This is a genomic window from Pseudoalteromonas lipolytica (assembly GCF_003515105.1).
In the GTDB taxonomy this organism is placed as follows: Bacteria; Pseudomonadota; Gammaproteobacteria; order Enterobacterales; family Alteromonadaceae; genus Pseudoalteromonas; species Pseudoalteromonas lipolytica.
In genome coordinates this window covers 711686-730939 of record NZ_CP032090.1, presented here as the reverse complement: position 1 = coordinate 730939, position 19254 = coordinate 711686, and the positions used below count along the sequence as shown (strand labels likewise).

At 41.9% G+C, this 19254-nt stretch carries 18 protein-coding genes and 1 riboswitch; of the genes, 8 read left to right on the top strand and 10 right to left on the bottom strand.

What is annotated here, in order from left to right; genetic code table 11:
- Nucleotides 1-112 precede the first annotated feature (112 nt).
- Nucleotides 113-1222: a tRNA nucleotidyltransferase/poly(A) polymerase-related protein gene (locus D0907_RS03430; RefSeq protein ID WP_065978028.1), complete on the top strand. Its 1110-nt coding sequence runs from the start codon at nt 113-115 to the stop codon at nt 1220-1222.
- On the opposite strand, the gene D0907_RS03425 is transcribed toward D0907_RS03430, so the two are convergent.
- From D0907_RS03425 to D0907_RS03410, 4 genes are all read right to left on the bottom strand, one after another.
- Nucleotides 1210-1671, bottom strand: a complete 462-nt coding sequence (locus D0907_RS03425) for an Lcl C-terminal domain-containing protein (protein WP_227006851.1) — start codon at nt 1669-1671, stop codon at nt 1210-1212. The genes D0907_RS03430 and D0907_RS03425 overlap by 13 nt on opposite strands.
- Nucleotides 1672-1732: 61 nt before the next feature.
- Entirely contained in the window at nt 1733-3409 is a 1677-nt protein-coding gene (locus tag D0907_RS03420) for an Lcl C-terminal domain-containing protein (protein WP_074988864.1), read from the bottom strand.
- Nucleotides 3410-3498: 89 nt separating this feature from the next.
- Entirely contained in the window at nt 3499-3831 is a 333-nt protein-coding gene (locus tag D0907_RS03415) for a hypothetical protein (RefSeq protein WP_074988863.1), read from the bottom strand.
- A gap of 23 nt (nt 3832-3854) precedes the next feature.
- Nucleotides 3855-4571 (bottom strand): DUF2982 domain-containing protein, encoded by a 717-nt coding sequence (locus D0907_RS03410; RefSeq protein ID WP_036970855.1) that lies wholly within the window; start codon nt 4569-4571, stop codon nt 3855-3857.
- Nucleotides 4572-4812: 241 nt separating this feature from the next.
- Here D0907_RS03410 and D0907_RS03405 point away from each other — a divergent pair, with 241 nt between their 5' ends.
- From D0907_RS03405 to msrA, 3 genes are all read left to right on the top strand, one after another.
- The gene (locus D0907_RS03405; RefSeq protein ID WP_036971758.1) at nt 4813-5865 is read left to right on the top strand and encodes an efflux RND transporter periplasmic adaptor subunit; all 1053 of its coding nucleotides are present in this window, start codon (nt 4813-4815) and stop codon (nt 5863-5865) included.
- 3 nt (nt 5866-5868) lie between these two features.
- Entirely contained in the window at nt 5869-8967 is a 3099-nt protein-coding gene (locus D0907_RS03400; protein ID WP_065978026.1) for an efflux RND transporter permease subunit, read from the top strand.
- A gap of 85 nt (nt 8968-9052) precedes the next feature.
- Entirely contained in the window at nt 9053-9586 is a 534-nt protein-coding gene (gene msrA, locus D0907_RS03395) for a peptide-methionine (S)-S-oxide reductase MsrA (protein ID WP_118844015.1), read from the top strand.
- A 60-nt stretch (nt 9587-9646) separates the two neighbouring features.
- On the opposite strand, the gene D0907_RS03390 is transcribed toward msrA, so the two are convergent.
- A complete protein-coding gene (locus D0907_RS03390; protein WP_036970860.1) occupies nt 9647-11500 on the bottom strand; it encodes a TonB-dependent receptor domain-containing protein in 1854 nt (617 codons plus the stop codon).
- A 34-nt stretch (nt 11501-11534) separates the two neighbouring features.
- Nucleotides 11535-11690: riboswitch (cobalamin riboswitch) on the bottom strand.
- Between the two features lie 216 nt (nt 11691-11906).
- Entirely contained in the window at nt 11907-12389 is a 483-nt protein-coding gene (locus D0907_RS03385) for a YajQ family cyclic di-GMP-binding protein (protein WP_074988861.1), read from the bottom strand.
- A gap of 154 nt (nt 12390-12543) precedes the next feature.
- Between D0907_RS03385 and D0907_RS03380 the strand changes: the two genes are divergently transcribed.
- Together D0907_RS03380 and D0907_RS03375 are read left to right on the top strand one after the other, a co-directional pair.
- Nucleotides 12544-12894, top strand: a complete 351-nt coding sequence (locus D0907_RS03380) for a VanZ family protein (protein WP_036970865.1) — start codon at nt 12544-12546, stop codon at nt 12892-12894.
- Entirely contained in the window at nt 12887-13789 is a 903-nt protein-coding gene (locus D0907_RS03375) for a ketopantoate reductase family protein (RefSeq protein ID WP_065978023.1), read from the top strand. The genes D0907_RS03380 and D0907_RS03375 overlap by 8 nt, the downstream gene beginning before the upstream one ends.
- A gap of 121 nt (nt 13790-13910) precedes the next feature.
- Here the strand turns inward: D0907_RS03375 and thiI are convergent, their stop codons facing one another.
- Entirely contained in the window at nt 13911-15368 is a 1458-nt protein-coding gene (thiI, locus tag D0907_RS03370; protein ID WP_036970869.1) for a tRNA uracil 4-sulfurtransferase ThiI, read from the bottom strand.
- A gap of 109 nt (nt 15369-15477) precedes the next feature.
- Nucleotides 15478-16131, bottom strand: a complete 654-nt coding sequence (locus tag D0907_RS03365) for a TetR/AcrR family transcriptional regulator (protein ID WP_036971760.1) — start codon at nt 16129-16131, stop codon at nt 15478-15480.
- A 218-nt stretch (nt 16132-16349) separates the two neighbouring features.
- On the opposite strand from D0907_RS03365, the gene coaD reads away from it, so the two are divergent.
- Together coaD and D0907_RS03355 are read left to right on the top strand one after the other, a co-directional pair.
- Nucleotides 16350-16832, top strand: coding sequence for a pantetheine-phosphate adenylyltransferase (gene coaD, locus D0907_RS03360; protein WP_036970871.1), 483 nt, complete (start codon nt 16350-16352; stop codon nt 16830-16832).
- Nucleotides 16829-18205, top strand: coding sequence for a capsule assembly Wzi family protein (locus D0907_RS03355; protein WP_118844014.1), 1377 nt, complete (start codon nt 16829-16831; stop codon nt 18203-18205). Before coaD ends, D0907_RS03355 begins: the two co-directional genes overlap by 4 nt.
- A gap of 11 nt (nt 18206-18216) precedes the next feature.
- Here D0907_RS03355 and D0907_RS03350 read toward each other — a convergent pair whose 3' ends face one another.
- Both D0907_RS03350 and D0907_RS03345 read right to left on the bottom strand, forming a co-directional pair.
- The gene (locus D0907_RS03350) at nt 18217-18750 is read right to left on the bottom strand and encodes a hypothetical protein (protein ID WP_083202695.1); all 534 of its coding nucleotides are present in this window, start codon (nt 18748-18750) and stop codon (nt 18217-18219) included.
- Entirely contained in the window at nt 18743-19252 is a 510-nt protein-coding gene (locus tag D0907_RS03345) for a hypothetical protein (protein WP_118844013.1), read from the bottom strand. Before D0907_RS03345 ends, D0907_RS03350 begins: the two co-directional genes overlap by 8 nt.
- Nucleotides 19253-19254: the final 2 nt, after the last annotated feature.

Sequence of the window (19254 nt, the reverse complement as noted above, 5' to 3'; positions counted from 1 at the left end):
AATTACTTTAAGATAAAAAACACGGCCCCGAATAAAGCGCCTATTTTTTGGAGTTTGGGTATCGCTGGCAAATAACGTAAAATACCGAAAAGGTAAAAATAATAGGTGTACTATGCAGGTTTATTTGGTCGGTGGCGCTGTAAGAGACGCACTGTTAGGTCGTGAAGTAAAAGAACGCGACTACGTTGTCGTAGGTGCAACTCCCGAGCAACTAATTAAACAAGGCTACCAACAAGTCGGCAAAGACTTTCCTGTTTTTTTGCACCCAAAAACAAAAGAAGAATATGCACTTGCCCGAACTGAGCGGAAACAAGGCCAAGGTTATACGGGATTTATCTGCGATTTCACGCCCGATGTCACTTTAGAACAAGACTTAATCCGCCGAGACCTAACTGTTAATGCGATAGCGCAAGCCGAAGATGGCACATTAGTTGACCCTTTTGGTGGGCAAAGCGATATCGAGAACCGTTTATTACGCCATGTTTCAGATGCGTTTTCTGAAGATCCGTTACGTATTTTACGAGTCGCCCGATTTGCTGCTCGTTATCATTACTTAGGCTTTTCTATTGCGCCAGAAACAGAACGTTTGCTTATTGCGATGGTAAAAGCAGGCGAGCTTGAAACACTCACAGCGGAACGAGTTTGGTTAGAATGCGAAAAATCTCTTAGTGATGGCGCATTTGCAGAGTTTTTAAATACTCTCTTTAAAATTGGAGGCTTACATGTGATCAGCCCCACGTTAGAATCACAGTGGAGTGATGCATTGTATCAAACGATGCAAGCGCGCTTTGATTATGCCAACAAGCACTCTATTACAGACACAGCATTACTTTTTAGCCAAGTGACACTCTCGCTAACAGAATCTGATATTCACACAATCGCACAGCAGATCCGTCTACCAAATGAAGTGCGTGATGTTGCTCTTAACACTGTTGCTCATCGTTCAATATTGACTGACAAGCAGCCGGATTGTGACGCACTGCTAGGCTGTTTTAACCGACTTGATTTATGGCGTCGTCCTGAGCGTTTAAACGCCGTACTCAAGGCGTTAGAAATAAGTGAACAAAAGCCAGTGGCATGTATAACACAACTACACCAAGTGACTGAACAGGCAAGCGCTGTCGATCCACAGCAATTTATCGCCCAAGGAATTAAAGGGGCCGACATAAAAACCGCGCTTGAAAACGCGCGGCTATCTATCATTAAAAATTATTTTTCATAACGTACGAGTCGCAGAAATACATCGGATTCTTTAGCGTGAAGACTGTTTATGCCTTTATCAAACTGATAAACCCAAGCAAGGTCTGTTCGCTCTTTTCCTGATGTGCTGCTCCAGTAATTTTGCAGCTTAGTAGCAAGAAAGACACTTTCGTTAATACTCGGCTGCACGCATCGATGCTCTAAAATGCTGGCTAACTCTTTTACATTAGGCACATGCCAATCAGAAAAACCGGCAAGACGCGTATTCTTTGCACCGCGTAATGCTTCACCCCAGGTTAGCTGCTGGCTGGTGCCTTCACATGTTGCCGTTGCACTATTGTAAGTTTGTCCAAAGCTACAACGTTGCCACATTAAGCCTGTTTCTACATCACTTACCGTGCCATTTTCGTTAATGACAAAGCGGCTGTCTGGGGTCGTTTGCGTTACCGCATCGTAGCAAACCTGCGCCATAGCAAATGTAGGCTGTGTTGCCAGTAAGGCAACCGATGCATAGAAAGATAGTTTACGCATATTATTCTCCCGGTGTTCTTACTAAGCGGACAAAGGCGGTTTTCCCTTTCGGGTAGGCCAAGTCGTTTGCGCTACTCATATCAATGATATATGCCTGCGACAAACTGGTACCATCCACAGCGGTTTGTGATGTCCAATACGGCATAAACGGGTTGCCATCATCGCTTAGCTGAATATTGCTTGGCTGATTTGGAAAAAACTCACTGTTGAGTAAGCTTGCTTCACCTTGTTTAGCGTAATCCAGTATTCCAAGAAGTTCGGTATAGGTGGGAACACGCCAATTAGTGCCGCCGCAAAAATCAATCGCATTCACTTCATTCACATACGTTTGTAAACCACACGCAGTGTTACTTGGGCACGTTGAGTTTGCTGCACCTTGAACACTGCCCGTTTGTACCCCGTTATTACTATTTAAATACCACGTGTAATGATTTGTTGCTGCACGGTTAGTGGTTGCCGGTGGCAGTGTGGCACTTGCCGCTTTTACTTCCCAAATTAAGCCTGTCACGTTATCGCGTACACAACTAAAGTTTACTGCGTCGTCTGGCAGCTCATCCGCAAATTCATTTAATTTTGTAAAATCAAATGCCAAGTCACCTTGGCCTACTTTATCAAGTTGATTAGCAACACTGTCACGCCCTAAATCTGCATCTTGAGCTGGGAAGTTGTCACTTTTGCAGTTAATTTTTTGCGTGTTGTTATAGCAATCGCTCATGCCCGTATCATTTATAAGGCCGAGGGGTTTAGGGCTGATACCAATCACTACCGTATCTGTATCACTGCGCGATTTACTGTCGGTTACGGTAACCTCAAAACTAAGTTCTGTGTCGGTATCAACATCAGGGGCAATGAATGTGGTGATACATTGATTTTGATTTGCAAGGGTGACTATTTCACCCGTTAGTTGTTCCCAATAGCACTGCTTGGTTGCAGTCACAATTTCACTGTTACTTGCATCAAGCGTAACGGTATCAAACTCTATAACTTGCTGATCTTCCCCAGCGTTAGCAATGATTACTTCAAGGGTTTTATTAAGCGTAAATGACTGTTCAGAGCTTGCAGAGCCCCCTTCATCATCGGTCACTGTTAGTCGCCATGTCATTGGCGTGTTTGATTCTAGCAGTGGGTGAGTAAAGCTAATCGTCTGATTATTAAAGCTATCAACGGTTAAATCTGGGCCCGAAAGCTGAGTCCATAAATAACTGTCTATCGAACCATTTTCATCAATATCGACAGACTCTTCACCACTGAGCACAATAGTATCATTGTATTTCGAGGGCAGTTCTTGCGGTGCAGTTTGCGTGATCACGGCAACAGGCAGCTGGTTATTAGAGGTAATGAATATGCTTACTTCATCACTGACTAACTGACCATCACCCGTTTGATAATTAACTTTAAGTACGAGCTCTGAGTCTCGCTTAATATCAGGGGCAGTGAGAGTTTGCTCAGCACCTTCTGCTGGGAACCCCTCTACAACAGGGCCACTTACTCGTTGCCACGTAAATGTTCCATCAGCAGGCGAGCCCTTAGCCAATAATGTAAACTCGCTTTTTTCAATAATTTGCTGATCAGCTCCAGCATTAACTGTCGCAGCGATTGGTGTTGTGTCACTCGACCCACCGCCCCCACAGGCTGTGAGTGTCGTTAATGCAACAACTACAAGAGGCACTAATCTCATGTTTACCACCTTAAAATGCAACGTTGGCTTTATAACCAACGGCCAAATAAGAAGATAACTAGCAAGTAAAGTGCCAAGAACACTCTAAATTATAAGTAACTTTCTTGATGAATACGCACAAACAATTTAGTGCCAATTTTACTGTAATCTATCTTATATTCTCGGCCATCAAGGGCTTGAATGAACAATAGACGTTTTTCTTCTGCAAAAACATCAGGGCTGGTGATGTAAACCATTTCGAGGTAACGCTCTTTTGCTTCACGACGGTTTTTTGGCAGATCTTCTTTAAACGGTTCAAGACCATTTTGTGTCACTTTTATACGTGGGTGGTTTTCGCCATTCACAATTACTAAGTCGAGTTTTTTATCTTTATGAATAATTGTGTTTCGACCACTTTTAATAAAAGAACGTTCTTGACTCATAGCCTTTTCCTACTTACTGCCACCTAATTACTTACATCTTTCTGTAAACGAGTATTGATAAATTCACTAGGGTTTAATTTCCAACGATTCAAATCTGCACTGAATTGCCAAATATCAGTATCAAGTGCATTGGCAGGCAACAATAAATCGTACCCTGTCAATTGCCTCAAATGCTGCGTACGATTAGCAAACATGGCAATCAATCCTTTGTAAAGCTGACCACTAGGGGCAGTGTAGTCCGTCTCTTCAACTAACCATTCTGATGGGCAATTGCCATTTTTGCAATGTTTTTGAACAACTTGCATAAATATATGACGTTGTTCTATTAATAATCGCCCTGCAATTCGAGGGTGAATCTGAGTTAAAAATTCATCTATGTTATTGAGTTTAATACCAACTGCGTTTAACTCAAGGTATTCTAAGCCTTGTTCCACTTTTGGGACACCACTGTGGTGAAAGTTTTCTCGTTTTAATTGCCAATGCCCAACTTTATGATGATATATAAGCAACTGATTAGTATAGGTAAAGCTATAATAAGGCTCTTGTGTTTTTAAAAAGCCGACAAATATAGCAGCAAGGCAGCTACTGACTAAAAAAATTTCCACTATACTAATCTCACCGGGACGTAGCAGGTTAAACAGCATAATGAATACAAGCCCAATGCCTCCGACCAATAAAAACTCAATACCATGTCGCGAAGCCTGTGCCCGTACCTTTAAAATCGCGTTTTTGTTATCCATACACTGAAAAGTAAAAAATAAACATTACAATTGTGACCAAAACAATCTTTCTAAGCGTTAAACAATACGGACACTTGGTTTGTTTACTCATACTTACACCTCTCTTCTCATAACAATTAAGGAACAAATACGCTGAACTTTTAACTTTTACGCCAAATGCACAAATATATGAGATACCTGACATACGGGGCACGTACTAATTTTGTACACTACACTCAACTAATTTTCTGGTAACACGATGATGTATTCGACACAATCTGGTAAAGCGCTTTTTCCTTTTATTATTACCCTTTTGCTAGGGTTATGTATTTATTTATATTTACCTTCAAGCCAAGGCGAGCAAAGCAACTTTGGAGACCGTTCAACCCAGGTTGTCGCACATACCGTCACGGCTGAAGAAAATGCCGTTTTAATCGAAGCGATAGGCAGCGCGCGCGCGAATCAAGCGATCTTCATTCGCAGTGCACAAAACGACTATGTGACTGATATATTTTTCAATGATGGCGATTTAGTAAGTAAAGGTCAAAAACTAGTTCAGTTACAAGCACAACAAGAAGAATTAGCAGTAAAAGAATTAAGTATTAATTTACGTGAAGAAAAACGCCAACTAGACCGCTTAACCGAACTATCACGTTCGCAAGCAACCGCTAAATCGTTACTTGAAGAGCAATTGTCTCGTGTAGATGCCACCGAAGCTCAGCTTGAAAGCGCCAAAACTAAACTGGCAGAAATGACCATTAAAGCGCCTTTTTCAGGCTTATTAGGTAAGCGTGAAATCTCGATAGGTACTTATGTTAATAGCACCACCAATATTACCACTCTCGATGATATCAGTATTATAAAAGTGGACTTTAAAGTTCCTGAAAAATACCTTGCGCAACTGCAGCTAGGCATGAAAGTCATGACTCAAAATGATGCTTACCCAGGAAAAACCTTTAACGGCAAAGTCACGCACATCAGCTCACGCATTGACTCGGTTACTCGCAGTGTTGAAGTGACGGCCAGTTTTACCAATTCAAGCGGTTTATTACGCCCTGGCATGCTGTTAAACACTGCATTACAACTGAGTTCAAACCAAGCACTCATGGTGCCTGAAAAAGCGGTAATCCCTCAGCAAGATAAACACTATGTATTCAAAATTGAAGACGGGGTTGCCAATAAAGTTGAAGTACATGTAGCGGGACGTCATAACGGGTGGGTTGCCATCGATAAGGGTCTAACAGATGGTCAACAAGTCGTGACTGAAGGCATTATCAAAATTCGCACTGGCAGCAAAGTTAGTATCAAGGGCTAAACCATGAAAATTACAGATACTAGCGTTAAACGTCCGGTCTTTGCGATCGTAATAAACTTACTGTTACTTACCTTTGGTCTCGTCGCTTTTTCGATGCTACCACTGCGTGAATACCCTGATATTGAAACCCCGATTGTGAGTGTAAGCACATCGTATACTGGGGCCAGTGCAGAAATTATTGAAACCAAAATAACCCAAGTGCTCGAAAATCGTATTTCGGGTATTGAAGGGATTAAAAGCATTAATTCGTCAAGCCGTAATGGCCGCTCAAACATCACTATTGAGTTTAATATCAGTCGCGATATCGATGCCGCATCAAACGATGTGCGTGAGCGTGTAGCACGTGCGCTTGATAGCCTACCAGAACAAGTACGCCCACCTGAGGTGTCAAAATCGAACAGCGATGAAAGTCCAATCGCTTGGTTTGTCCTGAATAGTTCGACAATGGATTCGTTGCAACTTTCTGACTACGCACAGCGTTTTATTGTCGACCGTTTAGCCGTAGTTGATGGTGTGTCGAATGTACGTGTCGGTGGTGAGCGTAAGTACGCCATGAAAATTTGGCTAAACCGCAAAGCCATGGCGGCACGTGGGATTACCAGCAGCGATATCGAGAATACCTTACGCACAGAAAACGTTGAACTTCCCGCTGGTGAGATTGAATCAATTGACCGTGATTTTACTGTGCGTACAGCACGCAGCTATAAGGATCAACGCGACTTTAGAAACCTGGTTATTAAACGGGGCGACGACGGCTACTTAGTGCGCCTAGGTGAAGTGGCCGATGTGCATTTAGAAGCCGCTGACGACGAAAGTTTATTCCGTGGTAATGGCCGTAACATGATTGGTTTAGGCATTGTAAAACAAGCAAAAGCGAATACCCTTACGGTAGTAGACAATGCCCGCGCCGAACTTGAGAAAATAAAACGTAACCTACCTGAAGGCACCACGATTCAAGACAGCTACGACTCGTCAGTGTTCATTAAAGAATCGATTAACGAAGTGTACCGCACACTCGCTATTTCAATGGCCTTGGTTGTCTTAGTTATCTACTTATTCTTGGGGAGTATTCGCGCGACTTTAGTGCCCGCAGTTACTGTCCCTGTGGCACTCGTTGGTAGCTTTATGTTCTTGCTTGCCATGGGATACTCAATCAACTTGCTTACCCTACTCGCTTTAGTGTTAGCCATTGGTTTAGTGGTCGACGATGCCATTGTAATGCTTGAAAACATTCACCGCCGTATAGAGCTTGGTGAGCCACCTTTACTTGCTGCCTTTCGTGGGGCACGTGAAGTAGGCTTTGCCATTATTGCCACCACGCTGGTGCTTATTTCAGTGTTTGTGCCACTGGTCTTTATGGATGGCCGTATTGGCGCATTGTTCACAGAATTTGCTATGGCAGTGAGTGCGGCTGTGTTTTTCTCAAGTATTACCGCGCTAACCTTGTCACCAGCGTTGTGCTCAAAGGTACTTAAAGCCTCTGAAAAAGAAAGTAAATTTAGCCAATGGATGGATAAAACATTTGCCAAAATTGAACAGGCGTATCGTAATTCACTAGCATCAAACATGAGTCGAAAATGGAGCTTGTTGCTCACCATGATCATGACAGGCGTTGCCAGCTTCATGCTATTTCAGCAAATTCCTTCGGAACTGACGCCAAAAGAAGACCGCGGTACTTTCTTTATCATGATGAGCGGCCCTGAAGGGGCAAGTTACGAAAATAACGCCGCTAATATGGCTAAAATCGAAGAGCGTTTAATGCCATATTCAGAGTCTGGTGAGTTGAGCCGTGTGCTCATTCGTGTACCTGGCTGGGGCGGCCAAGGCGGTGTTGCAATCGTTGGTATGGCCGATTGGGATAAACGAAAACGCTCAACATGGGAAGTGATCGATGAAATTAGTGGAAAAATGCAAGAAGTGACCGACATTCGAGCCTTTGCTATTATGCGCAGTGGTATTGGTGGCGGTGGCTCATCACGCCCAATTGAATTCGTATTACAAGGTAACGATTACGACCAATTAGCCGATTGGCGTGACCGCATTATTAAGCGTGCTGAGAAAAACCCAGGCCTTGTGCGCATTGACCACGACTATAAAGAGACATTCCCACAGTTTTTAATCAATATCGATAAAAACAAAGCCGCTGATTTAGGCGTGTCTGTATCCGATGTAGGCCGCACTCTTGAAACCATGCTAGGTCAACGTCGAGTGACAACCTTTATCGACCGTGGTGAAGAGTACGATGTGATCCTAAAAGGGACCAAAGAAGACTTTGCTAACCCGACGGATATCTCAAATATCTACTTAAAATCACGTAGTGGTGAACTCGTGCCGCTAGATAGCCTCATTACGCTAAAAGAAGAAGCGACTGCATCACGTTTAAATCGCTACAACCGTATGCGTGCGATTACTCTTAGCGCCAACTTAGCTGATGGCTACACCTTAGAAGAAGCACTGAACTTTTTAAATCAGGTTGCCGCTGAAGAGAACGACATTGATGGCGCCATTGATTACAAAGGTGAGTCTCAGCTGTTTTACGAAGGTGCATCAGCGATGACCTATGTGTTCATCCTTGCACTGACAGTGACGTTCTTAGTGCTTGCAGCCCAGTTTGAAAGTTTTATTCACCCACTGGTGATCATGCTAACCGTGCCACTCGGTTTAGTTGGGGCCTTATTTGGTTTATGGTACACAGACTTAACGCTAAATATTTACAGCCAGATTGGTATTGTGATGCTAATAGGTTTAAGTGCTAAAAATGGTATCTTGATTGTTGAATTTGCAAACCAGCTACGAGATAAAGGCGTTGAGTTTAACGAAGCCATTACACAAGCTGCTACGCAGCGTTTACGTCCCATTATTATGACCTCATTAACAACCGTAATGAGCTCTGTACCGCTAGTACTCGCAAGTGGTCCGGGTGCAGAAAGCCGTATGGTAATTGGTGTTGTGGTATTCACTGGGGTAATTGTGGCAACCTTACTCACCTTGTTTGTTGTGCCCGCTGCGTATACTGCCTTTGCGCGTAATACACAGTCACCAGAGTACTTACAAAGTAAACTGGAACAGCAAGCGAAAGACAAACCGTTAGAAGAAATTTAGACGCTCTGTAGCTTTCAATAAAACGCCGTCTTTACGGCGTTTTGTTTTTTCAGCTATAGTCAGCAAAACAGTGAGGGAGTAAAACATGAATAACAACATACAAATAGCCACATTGGGTGGTGGCTGCTTTTGGTGTATTGATGCCGCATTCAGACGCGTCAAAGGCGTATTAAATGTAAGCTCTGGTTATGCTGGCGGCGAGATTGAAAACCCCAGTTATCAGCAGATTTGTACGGGGTTAACCGGACACGCCGAGGTCGTACAACTGGACTTTGATAGCAGCATTATTAGCTACAATACCTTACTTGAAATGTTTTTTACGCTGCACGATGCGACACAATTAAACTGCCAAGGTAATGATGTTGGCACACAATACCGCAGTGTCATTTATTATCATGATGAACAGCAAAAAGATGAAGCAGAGGCGATGATAGCAGCCTTACAAAAACAAATTCGTGAGCCGATTGTCACCGAGCTGAGCCCGCTTACACACTTTTACCCAGCAGAGCAATACCATCAAGATTACTATAACGAAAACCCGAACCAAGGTTATTGCAGTATTCTTATTGCCCCTAAACTTGAAAAGTTCGCTCGTTATTACGCCGATAAATTAAAATGAAAAAAGCCCGCTAAGTAGGTAGCGAGCTTTTAGACGCAGAACTAATAATTTCCTTTATTATTAGAACTGATAACGGGCACCTACAAATAAGCGACGCTCTGGCGTATTGTAGTAATAAAATTCGTCGTTGATGAAATCACCATCGAGATCTTTCCCATACGCATCAACGGCGTTATATTCTCTATCGAATAGATTTTCTACGCGAAGTGACACGGTCAGGTTATCGGTTGCTTGGTAATGGCCCACAAGGTTCCATAACGTGTATGAAGGTAAGTGTGTCAGTTTGCCATCTCGATCACCGCGATATTGCATATCAATACCAGCATCAAAGTCGCCCCATGCTTTATGTAATGACCAATTCACGCTGTGTTTAGATACATAGGTCAATGCATTACCTGTTTCAGTATCCTCTGCTGATAGGTAGGTAAAATTGAAGCTGTGATCAAAACCTAGCACTTGGTTTTTAAAGCTAAATTCAACCCCTTCGTGGCGAGCTTGATTGATATTCGTTGGTTGCCAAGCGCCGGATGCATTTGGTGCCCAGGCAATTTTGTTATCTATTTCACTGCGGAAAATAGCGATATCTAGGCTGATATCATTCACATTAAGTGATAAACCTAACTCTTGGTTATCTGATGTTTCAGGATTGAGTTCTGGGTTACCAGAGCCGGGATAATACAGATCATTAAAGGTTGGTGACTTAAAGCCGGTGCTTTGGCTTAAGCGGAATGTCGCGATATCATTTAGATGATAACCGACCGCTGCCGTATAGGTTGTTTCGTCACCAAATTGTTGGTCATCATCTTGTCGTACAGTCAGATTTGCCAGCACGTGCTCATCATCGTAGTAAGCCCCAACAAACGCAGCGAATACCTCACGACTGTCTTTTAGATAAGTGCCAGAATTAGTATTTACTTCATCTTTATACCAGTTTAAACCACCGCTAATTGTTAAACTTTGATTTAAAAAATATTGGCCGTTGTAATCGATTTGCTCACGTTCTGTCTCAAACTTATCAACCACCGTTGCACCAGTGTAGTCGATACGCGAGTCATCTGAACTGTCGCTAGAGATTGCAATATCAATCGCATGGGCGTGTTTTTCGAATGCTTTTTTCCAACCTAATGAAGCTTGGTAGTTTTCGAACTCACCTTTTTCTACTGTACTATCAGCAGGACTAAAAGAGCTATCGTATTGCGCTTCACCTTCTGAGTACTGACCCTGTAATAAAAGCTCCCCTAGTCGCTCATTTTGATAGCCTAGGTTAAAACCAAGGTTTTTATTTTCATAGCCATCTTCATCAGGCGCTACACCTTGTAATACATCAAAGCCGTCTGTTTTTTCGTAACCTGCATTAACAGAAATATCGACGTCTGCAATCTGACCACCAGTAGCCACTTGGTACTCTTGGTAAGAATCTGAACCAAAGGTGACATCCAAAGTGGTATTTTGTGCTTTACGAGTAATAATATTGATCACACCCGCTAACGCATCTGAGCCATACACAGCAGCACGAGAACCCTTAATGACCTCAACGCGTTCAATACTGTTTAACGGAATATTGCTAATACTTTTATAGCCCAGCGTTGCCGAACCTGTGCGTACACCATCAATTAAAATAAGCGTATGACGTGAGCTGGCACCCCGAAGTGAAACACCTGAACTTTGCCCAAAACCACCATTAGCATTAATTTGGAAACCGGCTTGTGTTGCCAGTAAACTAGGTAAGTCGCGAACATAGCTTGCATCGATATCAGCACGGTCAATGACTGTAACGCTCGCTAAGACTTCATTAATAGATTGTTCGAATTTATTGGCAGTCACTGTGATGTGCTCGATTGATTGCTCATCCGCAGACACAGAAAAAGACAACGCAGCAGCAACCGCTACGCCTAACGTAGATTTATTTAGCATGATATCCCCTAGCCTGTGCCCACCGCACACGCAAATAGTAAGTTAATTCAAGGCCGGTCTCCGGACTCTGCATATACTGAGCATACGCATTACCGTTGCGGGGGCAGTGTTGGCATTGTTTTCTCCTTGAAAACGCACCAGCTTCCCGATTATCTTGCTGTTATTTCAGCCTTTGAAATAGCATGTATCTAAGCAGATACAGCAAGCACCTTGAAAATAGGCTGCTATTGTGATGATTTTAGGAATAAATGTCAATGGACGTCTAAACTTCTAAATAAAGCTGGATAGAAAGTAAAATAAAAAAGCCAAACACGTTTATGTTTGGCTTTAGATTAGTCACAACTTCACCGCTCTTCTAGTAGAGCTGTGCGTTCGTAGTCAGACAGTGCTTTCGCAATAAAATTAATTAATCGCGGAAGTTTTTGAATTGGAATGGTTGACCTAAATCAGCAGTACGAACAACTTGCATTGCTTCTTGTAAATCATCACGCTTTTTACCCGTTACACGTAACTCTTCACCTTGAATAGCGGCTTGTACTTTAATTTTTGAGTCTTTAATCAACTTGACGATTTTCTTTGCAACGTCTTTTTCAATACCTTGCTTAAGTGCCACATCACGCATGACGTATTTACCGCTGCGCGACTCATCTCTAAGCTCTAAACTAGATACGTCTAAACCGCGCTTTGAAATTTTCGCAGCAAGAATATCGAATAATTGCATAACTTGCTGTGGTGCTTCGGCTTTTAGCTTAATGACTTTGTCGTTTAATTCGATTGATGCATCAACACCACGAAAGTCAAAACGTGTTTCTAATTCACGCTTAGCATTATCCACTGCATTCTGCGCTTCGTTCATTTCTACTTCAGAAACAATATCAAATGAAGGCATGGGGTTCTCCTAACAAGATTTTTAAAATAAATATGCCTAGGATTATAACGTCAATTTTATAAATCTTTACATTTTTCTGCACACCGTTCAGGTGCGATACGAAAATTGTTTGATATACTGCCCATTCATTTTTTAGGCAGTTTAAAGGTTTATTGTGACTAGGCGCATATACCAAATTATATTTTTAGTCAGCATTATTGGCTTCACTATTCTTTTCGCCAAAGAAATTAAAGGCGTAAGTAACCTATTCCCACATGTTGATAAAGTCGCGCATTTTGGCATTTTCTTCGTACTGGCTATGGTGATGGATAAAGCGTTTAAATTACCCCTTATAGTGCAAATATTATTGCTTGCAGGGTACGGTGCTGCCATTGAGTTTATGCAAGATATGCTGCCTTATCGTCAAGCTTCAGTTGCCGATTTTGTTGCCGATTTTATAGGTGCTTCGAGCTACTTTATTATTAAACTTGGTTTTCATTTAGGTAATAAACAGCGCAATGGCTAATATTTTAATTGTAGGTGATGGTGCTATTGGCTTGTTATTCAGTCATTTTTTATCAGCTCAACATACTGTTACCTTATTAACGCGCAAGCCCACTTTGACCACCCGTTTTTATCAACCTTCAAATGGTAAATCACAACCTATTAACGCACGCCTAATTAATCATAAAGAACTTAACCAGTTTGCCCCATTCGAGTGGGTGTTATTTACGGTGAAAGCCTTTCAGGTTGAAGCTGCATTTAAGCAACTTCAACCTTATCTAGCTGAGCACTGCCAAGTTATCTTGTCTCATAATGGCATGGGCAATGTGGATGAACTTAACGCCGCGCTTTCGGCCCATCAAGGTCTATCATTTTTAACCACTCAGCAGGCGGGGTTCAAAGCAACTCAATACAGCGTGAATCATACTGGTGACGGTGCCAGTCTTTTAGGTACGTGTAATGATGCCGCGCGCAAAGTGCTAAAGCAGATCGAGCAGCACTTTAGCAGCTTACCTAATTTTAGTGTTACCGATGATATTCATACCCTTCGTTGGCAAAAACTGTTGGTGAATATCGCAATTAATCCGCTGAGCGCTATTCATAATGTAAAAAACGGTCAACTTCGTACGCCGCACTTTAGCTCACGAATTATTAATTTACTCAGTGAGGCGTGCTTAGTTGCTAACAAACAAGGTATTTCACTCTCATTAAGTGACGCGCTAAACAATGCCTACAGTGTAATGAGTGCAACCGCCGCAAACTTTTCGTCGATGCAACAAGATATTAGCCATAATAGAGCGTCTGAGATTGACGCTATTTGTGGGTATGTATGTGAGCAAGGCGCTAAGCTTGGAGTGAAAACCCCCTACAATCAAGCCATGCTTAGTATGATAAAAGCCAAATCAGCAGGGCTTTAACAACACCCCTCTTCTATTATGGCGGCTGGAAGGTGTGCCAATTAACAGCAAATTGAAAAGTCAGCGTCTTTCGTTAGGCATTAAAAAAGCGCGAAATTCGCGCTTTTCTATACCCGTTTACTTATGGGCGATACACTTTTACGTTGCTAAAGCCTTCTTCGTGTAAAATAAGCGCTTGTAGCTGGCTCATTACCCCTTTAGCACAATATAAGTAGTATTCTTTATCTTTTGGTAAATCACCAAACTTAGTCGCTAAGCGGAAAAATGGTAAATGAATTACTTCGATACCTTCAAGCTCTAGCGGGTTAGCGTCTTCTTCTTCTGGTGAACGAATATCAACAACCACTGCGTCTTTTGGAAGATCAGAGACTGACTCTGCTTCTTTCACTTCTTGTTTTGCTTCGGTATCAATGTCGCGGACATCCATAACACGTGCATTTTCAACCACCGTATTAAGTACATCAAAATCAAATTTAGCTTCTTCAGCTAAGATGGTTTTAATTTTTGCTTTAACTGTTGGTTTTTTAGATATTACACCACAGTATTCAGGCATACTCTCTGCCATTTCTGCTGTGCCAATTTTACGTGCAATATTAATAATATCTTGCTTGTCGTGTTGAATAAGTGGGCGAATGATCAGCGTTTCGGTGACACGGTCAATCACACTTAAATTTGCCAGCGTCTGACTCGAAACTTGGCCAATACTCTCACCGGTAACAAGTGCTTGTACACCTAGTTTTTCAGCCACTTGGCTACCAGCACGCATCATCATACGTTTAAGGACAACGCCCATTTGGCTGTTTTCAATGTTTTCGAGTATTTCCGCTACGACGGGTTCAAAATCAACAGTGACAAATTTCACTTTATGGGTTGAGCTAAACTGTTTCCAAATGTAGTAACTTGCTTGCTTCACGCCAATTTCATGCGCTGCGCCGCCTAAGTTAAAGAACAAAAAGTGAGTACGAGCCCCTTTTCTGATCATTTGATAACTAGCAACACCTGAGTCAAAACCACCTGACATCAGTGATAGCACATCTTCTTGCGTTGGTAATGGGAAACCAGCCATACCAAAATGAGTCTCTGTAACAATGTAGGCTTTTTCGTCACGCACTTCTAAACGTACTGTTACCTCTGGGTGAGATAACTTAACGCGCGCGCCCTCTACATGTTGATTTAACCCACCCCCTACATAGCGTTCAACATCACTTGATGTAAAGTCGTGCTTACCAGAGCGCTTACAACGAACACAAAATGTTTTGCCTTCAATGGTGTGGCCGATTAATTCTTTGGCTTTTTGGTAAATGTCATCAAGCGATTCGAAATCAGTCTCGGTTACTTCTATAAACTGTACGATCCCAGGTATACGCTTTAAGCCATCGATGATATCAAGACGGACTTGTTCTGACTCCAAGAGACTTACAACTGAAATATTATCCCAGTTGTTTCTTACTTGCACTTTTTCGTCAACACGACGTAAAACGATCTTAATGTTATTTTCTAATAACTTGGTAAAACGCTTACGTACAGATTTACTCTTGATAGCGATTTCTGGGTGTAATTTGACGATAAATTTAAGCATAGTTCACTCTTAGACTGTGGAATTCACACGCCTTGAGACATACCAACCTCAAGGGCGCGCGATTATAACAAAAATTATAGCGTCTAGGAAATAAACTGCTTTAGACGGATTATTGTGCCGTTGGTTCAGCGTTAGCTAAAGCTAAGTACTTCGCGCGTAATTGGTTAACTTGCGCTAGGCTATGCTCAGTACAGTGGGCTTTTAATAGTAATAACACCTTTAAAATACCGTGGTAAATATCTTGCCTTGCCAATTCACCACTTAAGCGACGCGCTTTGATATAAGGTGTCCAGAAACTCACTGTCATTTTTAACATATGAGCAAGCTCTGTTACATCAGCATCTTCAATGGTGATAATATCACCCGCTCTCAACGCTAATAAAACCTCTTTGACTTGTTCAAGTAATGCCGCCTGAAATTCGATGTAATCTTTTTTAAGGGCTTCGTCTCGCGACAAAATGTCACCCAAGTTGTCATAAAAAAACTGGTATCGCCACATCAATTCAAACAAAGAGTCTAAATACCCTGCTAAGTTTTCGAGTGCATCATCATCCGGGGTTAACGGCTTGAAGTGAGTGTGCAAGTGCTCACTATATAAAGCAAATATATGACGGATGATATCTTCTTTATTTTTAAAGTGATAATACAAATTACCCGGACTAATACCCATATGTGCAGCTATATGATTGGTTGTTATGGCACGCTCACCATGGAGGTTAAATAACTCAATGCTGGTGTGTATAATTTTATCCTTAGTGCTCATATGCTGATTACTCTGTTTTTTATGATTATTAAGTACTGAAAGCCAAGCAGTATAAACAAATGCGCGGCAATAAAATACTACCTTGAAAAAATCTAACCTCAATCGGTTTACCGTTCCTTTTTAGGGACAAAAACTAGTAAGATACGCGTATTTTCTAAGCTGCATACAGACTCAAACACTGTTAATATAACAAGCAAATTTATAGATAGCTGATAGTTATGAACGTTACTGCAATATATCCGGGCACATTCGACCCGCTAACAAATGGCCACACAGACCTAATTCATCGCGCTGCAAAAATGTTCGATCACGTTATTGTTGCAATTGCGCACAACCCAAGTAAGCAACCTTGCTTTACACTTGATGAGCGTGTTGAACTGGCTAATAAAATATTAGCGCACCTTGATAATGTCAGTGTTATCGGGTTTTCTGGTTTACTGGCTGATTTAGCGCGCGAGCATAAAGCAGAAGTTCTTATTCGCGGTATTCGTGCAGTGTCAGACTTTGACTATGAATTTCAATTAGCAAACATGAACCGCCGCCTAAACCCTGATTTAGAGAGCGTGTTTTTAACGCCTGCCGAAAAAAATTCTTTTATCTCTTCAACCCTAGTGAAAGAAGTAGCACGTCATCATGGCGATGTAAGTGAATTTGTTGACCCAATAGTTGGCAAAGCATTACAGGAAAAAATACACGGATGAAATTAAAGAAGCTCATTAGCTTAAGTGCATTACTAATGATCTCTGCGCCAAGTATTGCTGGGCCATGGATAGAAAGCGATGACCCACTGCTACGCGCATCAATCGAAATGCTATTTAATCAAGGCGTTATTAAGCAACCGATTAATAGCTACCCGCTTATGTGGCAAGGAATTGCACGAGACTTAGCGTCTGTAAATACCAGCCAACTTAACGCGCAAAGCTTGTTTGCTTATCAGCATGTAAAACATGCGTTAGATAATGCGAAGCAAAAAACCAGCTCGAGTGTGCGCTTAAATTACAATAGCGAGCCTGAAACACACCAAAGCTTTGGTAAACGCCACCAGCAAAAAAGCGGTATAAATAGTTACGGCTCAATCACAGGTCAGCGTGTCAGTGCAAAAGTCAGTGTTAATTACGCCGATGAGGCACTCGATACACAGCATGTTAATTACCAAGACAGCTATTTAGCTGTGCTTGTCGGTAACTGGTCTATTAGTGCTGAACAAGTCAGTCACTGGTGGGGGCCTAGTAACGAAAATGCGCTGTTACTCTCTAATAATGCCGCGCCCATGAAAGGACTGCGTTTTAGTCGAGCTAATAGCCAGTATGTTGGCCCACATTGGTTATCGTTTGTGGGGAATTGGCAGTTAACGGGGATATATGCCAAGCAAAAACCGTATCTAAACAGCAGTGAACAAGGTGATTATTGGGCCCTCAGATTTGCCAGTACACCACTTATGGGACTAGAAGTTGCCTTTAATACTGCCGGCTCTGACTATTTAACATCAACCGAGCGTGATGTCATTGCATTAGAAAATAACGAATCGACTCACCGTTTAACAAGTTTTGATATTAAGTACTCAACAAGTGCGTTATCGCACCCTGTGGCATTCTACGCAGAGGTAATGGGTCAAAACAAAAGTGGTTTAGCACCCAGCGATCCGTTCTACACGTTAGGCGTTGAAAGTTATTTTGGTACATCGGATAGTTTATTAAAAACGTATTTAGAGTACTCAAACACAGAACAAACATGTGAACTACATAGCGAGTGTGTGTACGGCTCAGGAAGCTATACTCAACGCCAGCGACTTGTAGGAAGCTCAATACCACAACAAAGTAAATCGGCTATCCTTGGAGCCTATTACCATACTTTAGATGGCTATGGTGGACATGCAAAGCTACGATGGATTGATAGTGAACGCCTTGATAACGAAACCATTACCAGCGTAAGCCAATTGCAACTTGAACTTGGCTACCAACAAGCACTCTTCAATGGTCTTTGGAAAGTAACAGGGCTGGTCTCAAAAGATGAGATGGGCAACGACTCAAACACGAATACAGCACTTAGAACAAGCTGGGAATACCGTTTCTAGAGCGGGTGAGGTCAGGCTAATTTGGTTTGACCTCGCATGCTTCTATAAAGCTTTACTAACCCTAAAAAATCCTTATTACAAAACAGCGCTATAAGCATCATCATGTCCATGAGATTCACTGTAATAGTGTAAAAATCCCAAAACCACCACTCACCCGTATAAGTGTAGTTAATATCATAGTACATCCCTAAAAACAGCGATGTATTTACTAAAAGCCCCGTGTAAATATACAGCTTTGCAGGCACTTCAAGAAAGGTTTTTTGGTGGGCGACTAACCAGATAACGGCCAACATCAATAAATCAGAGCCAGCCCAAATGACGTATGCAAAACTCGAATCTAACATATTGTAGCCAAACGCTATATTAAGTAATGGGTCACTAGCCATGTAAGAGATAAACATAGCCAGCGCCATCCACATCACTGTTTTATCACCATTTGGCGATGAAGACTTCTTCACCATGTTATATAAAAAGGCCATTAAAAATCCCCACATGATGAAAGTAGCGAGATAAAGGCCAAAGTTTTCTTGCAGGAGTTTAAGCACTGGGCAGTCTTCTAGTCGCTTTAGAACTAAAACGTTTCGCTACTGCTGCAAACTTAAAAAAATCCTTGTTAGTGAGTAATGCGACTATCATCATAAGATCAATAATATTTACGCCGAACGAATAGATACTCCAAAGGATCCAAGGAGTACGATTTTCAACAAGTACGATATCTACAAAAATAGAAAGCATCAAAAGAGAGTTTAAAAACAAGCCTACAACGATATAATAAATGGCACAGAAAGAGTCGGCTCGCCCACAGTAAATCCAAATAAATATGGCCGCGATGGTTATAACATCAAAGTAAAACCAGTTCAGATAGATATTGCTTGATAAATTTAATACTCCACTCAAGAAGTATGAAAGCATCATTATCAAGGACAAAACGACAAGACGTTTATCTGGTTTGTTAATATGGGTTACTAAATTGAAAAGGAATGCCATTAAAAACCCCCATTCAATGAAGGCTCCTATCAGGCTTCCTACTACATCACTGATATACATAG

What these genes read in the sequence shown, in the direction of transcription:
- D0907_RS03430 (WP_065978028.1), top strand. Translation starts at nt 113, where the DNA reads ATGCAGGTTTATTTGGTCGGTGGCGCTGTAAGAGACGCACTGTTAGGT.
- D0907_RS03425 (WP_227006851.1), bottom strand. Translation starts at nt 1,671, where the DNA reads ATGGCGCAGGTTTGCTACGATGCGGTAACGCAAACGACCCCAGACAGC.
- D0907_RS03420 (WP_074988864.1), bottom strand. Translation starts at nt 3,409, where the DNA reads ATGAGATTAGTGCCTCTTGTAGTTGTTGCATTAACGACACTCACAGCC.
- D0907_RS03415 (WP_074988863.1), bottom strand. Translation starts at nt 3,831, where the DNA reads ATGAGTCAAGAACGTTCTTTTATTAAAAGTGGTCGAAACACAATTATT.
- D0907_RS03410 (WP_036970855.1), bottom strand. Translation starts at nt 4,571, where the DNA reads ATGGATAACAAAAACGCGATTTTAAAGGTACGGGCACAGGCTTCGCGA.
- D0907_RS03405 (WP_036971758.1), top strand. Translation starts at nt 4,813, where the DNA reads ATGTATTCGACACAATCTGGTAAAGCGCTTTTTCCTTTTATTATTACC.
- D0907_RS03400 (WP_065978026.1), top strand. Translation starts at nt 5,869, where the DNA reads ATGAAAATTACAGATACTAGCGTTAAACGTCCGGTCTTTGCGATCGTA.
- msrA (WP_118844015.1), top strand. Translation starts at nt 9,053, where the DNA reads ATGAATAACAACATACAAATAGCCACATTGGGTGGTGGCTGCTTTTGG.
- D0907_RS03390 (WP_036970860.1), bottom strand. Translation starts at nt 11,500, where the DNA reads ATGCTAAATAAATCTACGTTAGGCGTAGCGGTTGCTGCTGCGTTGTCT.
- D0907_RS03385 (WP_074988861.1), bottom strand. Translation starts at nt 12,389, where the DNA reads ATGCCTTCATTTGATATTGTTTCTGAAGTAGAAATGAACGAAGCGCAG.
- D0907_RS03375 (WP_065978023.1), top strand. Translation starts at nt 12,887, where the DNA reads ATGGCTAATATTTTAATTGTAGGTGATGGTGCTATTGGCTTGTTATTC.
- thiI (WP_036970869.1), bottom strand. Translation starts at nt 15,368, where the DNA reads ATGCTTAAATTTATCGTCAAATTACACCCAGAAATCGCTATCAAGAGT.
- D0907_RS03365 (WP_036971760.1), bottom strand. Translation starts at nt 16,131, where the DNA reads ATGAGCACTAAGGATAAAATTATACACACCAGCATTGAGTTATTTAAC.
- coaD (WP_036970871.1), top strand. Translation starts at nt 16,350, where the DNA reads ATGAACGTTACTGCAATATATCCGGGCACATTCGACCCGCTAACAAAT.
- D0907_RS03355 (WP_118844014.1), top strand. Translation starts at nt 16,829, where the DNA reads ATGAAATTAAAGAAGCTCATTAGCTTAAGTGCATTACTAATGATCTCT.
- D0907_RS03345 (WP_118844013.1), bottom strand. Translation starts at nt 19,252, where the DNA reads ATGTATATCAGTGATGTAGTAGGAAGCCTGATAGGAGCCTTCATTGAA.